Annotated in this window: 4 protein-coding genes; 3 read left to right on the forward strand and 1 reads right to left on the reverse strand. The window is 69.3% G+C overall.

The annotated features are described in order from the left end of the window. The 3 genes from F3J15_RS36270 to F3J15_RS36280 all read left to right on the forward strand — a co-directional run. Window positions 1-1,889: primosomal protein N' (locus tag F3J15_RS36270; RefSeq protein WP_166897448.1), on the forward strand; the 1,889-nt coding region annotated here is incomplete at its 5' end. Window positions 1,890-2,272: 383 nt separating this feature from the next. Next, window positions 2,273-6,202, forward strand: a complete 3,930-nt coding sequence (gene putA / locus F3J15_RS36275) for a trifunctional transcriptional regulator/proline dehydrogenase/L-glutamate gamma-semialdehyde dehydrogenase (RefSeq protein ID WP_166897451.1) — start codon at window positions 2,273-2,275, stop codon at window positions 6,200-6,202. An 84-nt stretch (window positions 6,203-6,286) separates the two neighbouring features. Next, entirely contained in the window at window positions 6,287-7,426 is a 1,140-nt protein-coding gene (locus tag F3J15_RS36280) for a branched-chain amino acid ABC transporter substrate-binding protein (RefSeq protein ID WP_089483191.1), read from the forward strand. A 118-nt stretch (window positions 7,427-7,544) separates the two neighbouring features. Here F3J15_RS36280 and F3J15_RS36285 read toward each other — a convergent pair whose 3' ends face one another. After that, on the reverse strand, window positions 7,545-9,053 hold the full coding sequence (locus F3J15_RS36285; protein WP_166897454.1) for an AMP-binding protein: 1,509 nt from the start codon (window positions 9,051-9,053) through the stop codon (window positions 7,545-7,547). Window positions 9,054-9,261: the final 208 nt, after the last annotated feature.

The following is a 9,261-nucleotide window of genomic DNA, read 5'->3' on the forward strand; positions in this document are numbered from 1 at the left end:
AAGCCGGCCGCGCGGCGCTGCCCGATGCGTTACCCGCGCGCGGGGCCGCGCTGCGTCGGCTCGCGCAGGCGCTGGTCGACACCGGCTCGCTGGTGTTGCCCGAGGCGCGTGCGCTGCACCCGAAGGCGGCGGCCACGCTCGACGATTGGGCGGCGCGCGGCTGGGTCGACGTCGAGGAGATCGGCTGGGCCGATGCGCCTGTGCCCAAAGCTGTGGATAACCTGTTGGCAGCCGGTGGACGAACTGTGCCGCCGGCGCTCACGGACCAGCAGGCCGAGGCGCTCGACGCGATTCGGGCCGCGCAGGGCTTCGCGCCGTTCCTGCTGCATGGCGTGACCGGCAGCGGCAAGACCGAGGTCTATCTGCATGCGCTCGCGTCGCTGCTCGACGCGCGGCCGGATGCGCAGGCGCTCGTGCTCGTCCCTGAAATCAACCTGACGCCGCAATTCGAGGCCGCGTTCCGCGCGCGCTTCGCGGGTGCGCTCGCCGACGACGCGATCGTCACGCTGCACAGCGGGCTCGCCGAGGGCGAGCGTGCGCGCAACTGGCTCGCCGCGCATACGGGCCGCGCGCGGATCGTGCTCGGCACGCGCCTCGCGGTGCTCGCGTCGATGCCGACGCTCGCGCTGATCGTCGTCGACGAGGAGCACGAGCCCGCGTACAAGCAGCAGGAAGGGCTGCGTTATTCGGCGCGCGACCTCGCCGTGTGGCGCGCGAAGCAGCTCGGCATCACGGTCGTGCTCGGCTCGGCGACGCCGTCGCTCGAAAGCTGGTGGCAGGCCGAGCAGGGCCGCTACACGCGGCTCACGCTGTCGCGCCGCGCTGTGGCCGACGCGACGCTGCCGACCGTGCGGCTGATCGACCTCGAAGAGGAGCGGCGGCGCGGGCGCGCGTCGATGGGCGGGCTGTCGGGGCCGCTCGTCGCGGCGCTGAAGGCGCGGCTCGAGCGCGGCGAACAGAGCCTCGTGTTCCTGAACCGGCGCGGCTACGCGCCGCAGCTCGCGTGCGACGCATGCGGCTGGGTCGCCGGCTGCCCGCGCTGCAGCGCGTACGTCGTGCTGCACAAGCCCGAGCACGCGTTGCGCTGCCATCACTGCGGCTGGGAAGCGCGCATTCCGCGATCGTGCCCCGAGTGCGGGAACGTCGACATCGCGCCGCTCGGGCGCGGCACGCAACGCATCGAGGAGGCGCTCGCCGAAGCCGTGCCGGGCGCGCGCGTGCTGCGGATCGACGCGGACAGCACGCGCCGCAAGGGCAGCGCGCAGGCGCTCTTTTCCGATGTGCATGCGGGCGAGGTGGACATCCTCGTCGGCACACAGATGATCGCGAAGGGGCACGACTTCCAGCGCGTGTCGCTCGTCGGCGTGCTCAATGCGGATACCGCGCTGTTCTCGCACGACTTCCGCGCGAGCGAACGGCTGTTCGCGCAGCTGATGCAGGTGAGTGGCCGTGCGGGGCGCGCCGGGCTGCCGGGCGAAGTGCTCGTGCAGACGCGTTACCCGCGTCATGCGCTGTACCACGCGCTCGGGCGGCAGGATTACGTCGGCTTCGCGAATTCGACACTCGGCGAGCGCCGCGACGCGCACCTGCCGCCGTTCGTCTACCAGGCGCTGCTGCGCGCCGAAGGGCGCACGCTGGACGCGGCGCTCGCGTTCCTCCTTCAAGCCGCGGCCGCGTTGCCGGGGCTGCCGGGGGCCGATCGCGTGACCGTCTACGACGCGGTGCCGATGACGATCGTCAAGGTCGCGAACGTGCATCGCGCGCAGTTGCTGCTCGAAAGTGCATCGCGGGCGGCGCTGCAGCATGCGCTGCGCGCATGGCAGCCCGAGCTGCGCGCGCTGAAGGGCGTGCTGCGGTGGAGCGTCGAGGTCGATCCGCTGGATATCTGAGCGGCGCGGCATGCAGCCGCCGCGCTGCGTGCCGCTGCGTTGCACCCCCGGCCACCGGGCCGGGTACCCCCGAACCGTCTCTTGCCGCCCGGCCGCGCCCGGGCGCCTCACCTCACGCCGCACCCAGTGCAACCCGTTTTCGTCCGCCGCGCCCCCCGCGGAAGGTTGCGCACGCATGTCAAACCGGCCCGATCAGGGAAAACACCGATCCTCCGACCACGGGCAACTCCTAGGTTGCAACCGCATAAGTGGCTGATTATATTGAGTAACCTATGGGTGCAACCGGTCCCGTAATTTGGTTGCACCTTTTTATTGCGTGCCGTAGGATTTCGCGCATCCTCTCACACCACATTGCCGGGCTCGCACCGGCGCACGAACCCACCATGGCAAGCACGACTCTCGGCGTCAAAGTCGACGACCTTCTCCGCTCGCGCCTCAAGGACGCCGCCGCGCGTCTCGAGCGTACTCCCCACTGGCTGATCAAGCAGGCGATCTTCGCGTATCTCGAGCGGATCGAGCATGGCCAGTTGCCGCCCGAGCTGTCGGGCCACAGCGGCGTCACGGAGCTCGCCGACGGTCACGCGGACGGCGACGACGACAACTCGCCGCATCCGTTCCTCGAGTTCGCGCAGAACGTGCAACCGCAATCGGTGCTGCGCGCGGCGATCACGGCGGCGTACCGCCGCCCCGAGCCGGAATGCGTGCCGTTCCTGCTCGGCCAGGCGCGCCTGCCCGCGAACCTGCAGGCGGACGTGCAGGCGCTCGCGACGAAGCTCGTCGAGGCGCTGCGCGAGAAGAGCTCGGGCGGTGGCGTCGAAGGGCTGATTCACGAGTTCTCGCTGTCGAGCCAGGAAGGCGTCGCGCTGATGTGCCTCGCCGAAGCGCTGCTGCGCATTCCCGATCGCGCGACGCGCGATGCGCTGATCCGCGACAAGATCAGCAAGGGCGACTGGCGCTCGCACGTCGGCCACGCGCCGTCGCTGTTCGTGAATGCGGCGACCTGGGGGCTGATGATCACCGGCAAGCTCGTGACGACCAACAGCGAAGCCGGGCTGTCGTCGGCGCTGACGCGCCTGATCGGCCGCGGCGGCGAGCCGCTGATCCGCAAGGGCGTCGACATGGCGATGCGCCTGATGGGCGAGCAGTTCGTCACCGGCGAGACGATTTCCGAAGCGCTGGCGAACAGCCGCAAGTACGAAGCGCGCGGCTTCCGTTACTCGTACGACATGCTCGGCGAAGCGGCGACGACCGAAGAGGACGCGCAGCGCTACTACGCGTCGTACGAACAGGCGATCCACGCGATCGGCAAGGCGGCCGGCGGCCGCGGCATCTACGAAGGCCCGGGCATCTCGATCAAGCTGTCGGCGCTGCATGCGCGCTACTCGCGCTCGCAGCAGGACCGCACGATGAGCGAGCTGCTGCCGCGCGTGCGCTCGCTCGCGCTGCTCGCCCGCCGCTACGACATCGGCCTGAACATCGATGCTGAAGAAGCCGACCGCCTCGAACTGTCGCTCGACCTGCTCGAGGCGCTGTGCTTCGATCCGGACCTCGCGGGCTGGAACGGCATCGGCTTCGTGGTGCAGGGCTACCAGAAGCGCTGCCCGTTCGTGATCGACTACCTGATCGATCTCGCGCGCCGCAGCCGTCACCGCCTGATGATCCGCCTCGTGAAGGGCGCGTACTGGGATACCGAGATCAAGCGTGCGCAGGTCGACGGCCTCGAAGGCTATCCGGTCTACACGCGCAAGATCTACACGGACGTGTCGTACCTCGCGTGCGCGAAGAAGCTGCTCGCGGCGCCGGATGCCGTGTACCCGCAGTTCGCGACGCACAACGCGTACACGCTGGCCGCGATCTACCAGCTCGCGGGCCAGAACTACTACCCGGGCCAGTACGAATTCCAGTGCCTGCACGGGATGGGCGAGCCGCTGTACGAGGAAGTCACCGGCCGCGACAAGCTGAACCGTCCGTGCCGCGTGTACGCACCGGTCGGCACGCACGAGACGCTGCTCGCGTACCTGGTGCGCCGCCTGCTCGAGAACGGCGCGAACACGTCGTTCGTGAACCGCATCGCGGATAAAACCGTGTCGGTGAAGGAGCTGGTTGCCGACCCGGTCGACGAGGCATCGAAGGTCGTGCCGCTCGGCGCGCCGCACACGAAGATCCCGCTGCCGCGCAACCTGTACGGCGACGAGCGTCCCAACTCGATGGGCCTCGACCTGTCGAACGAACACCGCCTCGCGTCGCTGTCGTCCGCGCTGCTCGCGAGTGCGCATTTCCCGTGGCGCGCGGCGCCGATGCTCGCCGACGACACGCTCGCCGACGCACCGGCCCGCGACGTGCGCAACCCGGCCGACCAGCGCGACCTGGTCGGCACGGTCAGCGAAGCGACGGCCGAACACGTGAGCGCGGCGCTCGCGCACGCGGTGGCTGCCGCGCCGATCTGGCAGGCGACGCCGGTCGATGCGCGTGCCGATTGCCTGGTGCGCGCGGCCGACCTGCTCGAAGCGCAGATGCACACGCTGATGGGCCTGATCGTGCGCGAAGCCGGCAAATCGCTGCCGAACGCGATCGCCGAGATCCGCGAAGCGGTCGACTTCCTGCGCTACTACGCCGCACAGATCCGCGACGAATTCTCGAACGACACGCACCGCCCGCTGGGCCCCGTGGTCTGTATCAGCCCGTGGAACTTCCCGCTCGCGATCTTCATGGGCCAGGTCGCCGCGGCACTCGCCGCCGGCAACACGGTGCTCGCGAAGCCGGCCGAACAGACGCCGCTGATCGCTGCCCAGGCCGTGCGCCTGCTGCGCGAGGCCGGCGTGCCGGCCGGTGCGGTGCAACTGCTGCCGGGCACGGGCGAGACCGTCGGCGCGGCGCTGGTGGCCGACGCGCGTACGCGTGCGGTGATGTTCACCGGCTCGACCGAAGTGGCGCGCCTGATCAACAAGACGCTGTCCGCGCGCCTCGACCCGGACGGCAAGCCGATCCCGCTGATCGCCGAAACGGGCGGCCAGAACGCGATGATCGTCGACTCGTCGGCGCTCGCGGAGCAGGTCGTCGCGGACGTGATGCAGTCGTCGTTCGACTCGGCCGGTCAACGGTGTTCGGCGCTGCGCGTTCTGTGTCTGCAGGACGACGTTGCGGACCGCACGCTGACGATGCTCAAGGGCGCGATGCACGAACTGGCGCTCGGCAACCCGGACCGGCTGTCGACGGACGTCGGCCCGGTGATCGACGCAGAAGCGAAGCAGACGATCGACACGCACGTCGCGGCGATGAAGGACAAGGGTCACGGCGTCACGCAGCTGCCGATGCCCGACGCCTGCGCGCACGGCACGTTCGTGCCGCCGACGCTGATCGAGATCGGCAGCATCGACGAGCTGAAGCGCGAAGTGTTCGGCCCCGTGCTGCACGTGGTGCGTTACCGCCGCAGCCAGCTCGACAAGCTGCTGGAACAGATCCGCGCGACCGGCTACGGCCTGACGCTCGGCATCCACACGCGGATCGACGAGACGATCGCGCACGTGATCTCGAATGCGCACGTCGGCAACATCTACGTGAACCGCAACGTGATCGGCGCGGTGGTCGGCGTGCAGCCGTTCGGCGGCGAAGGGCTGTCGGGCACCGGCCCGAAGGCCGGCGGCGCGCTGTACCTGCAGCGCCTGCTCGCGACGCGTCCGTCGGGCCTGCCGCGTTCGCTCGCGCAGACGCTGATCGCGGACGGCGCGGTGGAAGGCGACGCACGCGGCAACCCGGCGGCGGCGCTCACGATGCTGCGCGACTGGCTGATCGAGCAGCGCGAGCCGGCGCTGGCCGCGCGTTGCGACGGCTATCTGGCCCAGGTGCCGGCCGGTGCGACCGCGGTGCTGACCGGTCCGACGGGCGAGCGAAACACGTATACACTCGGCCCGCGCGGCACGGTGTTGTGTGTCGCGGCGACGCCGGGCGGCGCGCGCGCGCAGTTCGCGGCGGTGCTGGCGACCGGTAACCGCGCGCTGTTCGCGGGTGCGGCAGGCGAGGCGCTGGTTGCCGCGCTGCCGGCATCGCTGAAGGCGCATGCGACCGTGCGCAAGCAGGCTGACGCGCAGTTCGACGCGGTGCTGTTCGAAGGCGACAGCGACGAACTGCAGACGCTCGTGAAGGACGTCGCGCAGCGGCCGGGCCCGATCGTGTCGGTGCAGGGCGTGTCGGTGGGCGCGTTCGAGAACGGCGATGCGGAAGATTACGCGCTGGAACGGCTGCTGACGGAGCGCTCGGTGAGCGTGAACACGGCCGCGGCGGGCGGCAATGCGAATTTGATGACGATCGGCTGATCATCCTTGCCGTTCGGATCAAACAAAGGAAGCGGCCAGGCGATCCCGAAGCCGCTCCATTTACCCTGGTACCAAGGAGATGCTATGCAACACACGATGAAAAAAGTGGCAGGCGCGACGTTCGTCGCGGTCATGTCGCTGGCGGGGACGGCCCATGCGGATGACGTGAAGATTGGTTACGCAGGGCCGATGACGGGCGCGCAGGCGCACTACGGCAAGGATATGCAGAACGGGATCGCGCTCGCGATCGAGGATTTCAACGCGACGAGCCCGAAGATCGGCGGCAAGCCGGTGAAGTTCGTGCTCGACACGCAGGACGACCAGGCTGACCCGCGCACCGGCACGACGGTCGCGCAGAAGCTCGTCGACGACGGCATCAAGGGCATGCTCGGCCACTTCAACTCGGGCACGACGATTCCGGCTTCGCGCATCTACGCGAACGCGGGCATTCCGCAGATCGCGATGGCGACCGCACCGGAATACACGCAGCAGGGCTACAAGACGACCTTCCGCATGATGACGTCCGACACGCAGCAGGGCTCGGTGGCCGGCACGTTCGCGTCGAAGGATCTCGGCATGAAGAAGATCGCGATCGTCGACGACCGCACGGCCTACGGCCAGGGTCTCGCCGACCAGTTCGAGAAGGCCGCGAAGGCAGGCGGCGCATCGATCGTCGACCGTGAATTCACGAACGACAAGGCTGTCGACTTCAAGGCAATCCTGACCAAGCTGAAGGCGGCGAAGCCGGATCTCGTCTACTACGGCGGCGCGGATTCGCAGGCGGCACCGATGGTCAAGCAGATGAAGGCGCTCGGCATCACCGCCCCGCTGATGAGCGGCGAAATGGTGAAGACGCCGACGTTCCTGAAGATCGCGGGCAACGCGGCCGACGGCACGATCGCTTCGCTGGCAGGCCTCCCGCTGGAAGAAATGCCGGGCGGCAAGACGTACGCCGACAAGTACAAGAAGCGCTTCGGCGAAGACGTGCAGACGTACTCGCCGTACGCGTACGACGGCGCGATGGCGCTGTTCAACGCGATGAAGAAGGCCGATTCGACCGATCCGGCGAAGTACCTGCCGCTGCTCGCGAAGACCGACATGGCCGGCGTGACGTCGACGCACGTCGCGTATGACGCGAAGGGCGACCTGAAGAACGGCGGCATCACGATGTACAAGGTTGAGAAGGGCGAGTGGAAGCCGCTGAAGAGCATCGGCGGGAAGTAAGCAGCCAGTGACGTGACGAACGGGCGGCGGCGCATGTCGCTGCCCCGCCGGTCATGTGAAAGAGCCACCGGGCCGTCGGGCCGGGTGGCTTTTTCGTTTGCCGCGGTCGCGCAAGCGGCTATTCGCGACGCACGCGCAGCAGGAACTTCTGCAGCTTGCCCGTCGGCGTGCGCGGCAGCGCCTGCGCGAACGTGAATTCGCGCGGGACCTTGTACGCGGCCAGCCGCTCGCCGCAGAACGCGCGCAATGCATCCGCGTCGGGCACGGTGCCCGCGCGCAGCACCACGTGCGCAACCACCGTCTCGCCCCAGTCGGGATGCGGGACACCGACGACGGCCGCCTCGGCGATGTCCGGGTGCGCGCCGAGCACGTCCTCCACTTCCTTCGAATAGACGTTCTCGCCGCCCGTCGCGATCATGTCCTTCAGCCGGTCGACGATGAACAGGTAGCCATCCTGATCGATCCGCGCGATGTCGCCGGTGCGATACCAGCCATCCGGCGCGAACGCGGCGCGCGTCGCGGCCGCATCGTCGAGATAGCCGAGCATCATGCTGTCGGTCTTCAGCCAGATCTCGCCGGTCTCGCCCGGCTGCGCGTCGATGCCGTCCATCCGCACGACGCGCAGGTCGACGCCCGGGCCGCCGGTGCGGCCGATCGAACCGGCCTTCGCGAGCTGCTCGTCCGGATACAGCGTCGTGCCGGCCGGCCCTGCTTCCGTCATGCCGTACACCTGGAAGAACGCATCGCTGCGATACGCGCGTGCGAGACGTTCGGCTTGCGCGGGGCCGATCGGGCCGCCGCCGTACAGCCAGGCGCGCACGCTCGACAGGTCGAATGCCGCGAAGCCGTCGATCGTGTCGAGCGGCAGCAGGTACGACACCGGCGCGCCGAAATACAGCGTCACGCGCTCGCGCTCGACGGTCTGCAGGAATCGCAGCGGATGGTATTCGCGCAGCAGCACGACGGTGCCGCCCGCGACTAGCGTGCCGCCGAACCAGTTGTTGAGCGGCGACGAATGCCAGATCGGCATCGCCATCAACGTGCGCTCGTGGCGGCCGATGCCGGTTGCGAGCGCCGCCTGCATCGCCGCGAGCGTCACGGTGCGGTGGCTGTGCACGCAGCCTTTCGGGTAGCCGGTCGTGCCCGACGTATAGAGGATCTGCGCGATGTCGCCGTCGGCCGGCTCGATGCCCGCGAGGCCGTCCATCGTCGCGCACAGCGTGTCGAAGCACGGCACGTCGTCGAGTTCGCCTTCGGTCACGAGCTGCCGCGCGGGATGCACGAGGCGTTCGATCACGGGCGCGAGCGCCACGTCGAACAGCAGCGCCTTGCTGCGGCTGTGTTCGAGCACGTAGTCGACTTCCGGCGCCTGCAGCTTGTGGTTGACCGGCACGAACGTCGCACCGAGCCGCCACGCGCCGAACATCAGGTCGACGAACGCGGGCGTGTTGAAGCACATCGCGGCGACACGGTCGCCGGCCGCGACGCCGAGCGCGCTCAGCACGGCTGCCGCGCGGTGCGAGCGCTCGCGCGCGGCGGCATAGGTGATCGTCGCGGATTCGCTGACGAGGAACGGCTGGTCGGGCGTCGCACGGGCGGCGCGGTCGAGGGCGGCGACGAGGTTCATCGGGACTCCGGGCGGGCGATCGAAGGCGAACTGGGTCGTACTAAGTTGTCCGAAAAGGCATCAGGCCGGGTACGCGCGCTGCAGCAGCGCGGCGACGTCGATCGCGTGCGGATCGAAGCCGCCCGCGATGCGGCCCCAGTCGGGCGCGGCAAGCCGCGTCGCGACGAATGCGTCGGCGACGGCCGCCGGCGCATCGCGGCGCAGCAGG

It is taken from the genome of Burkholderia sp. Ap-955 (genome assembly GCF_011753045.1).
GTDB lineage: Bacteria > Pseudomonadota > Gammaproteobacteria > Burkholderiales > Burkholderiaceae > Burkholderia > Burkholderia lata_D.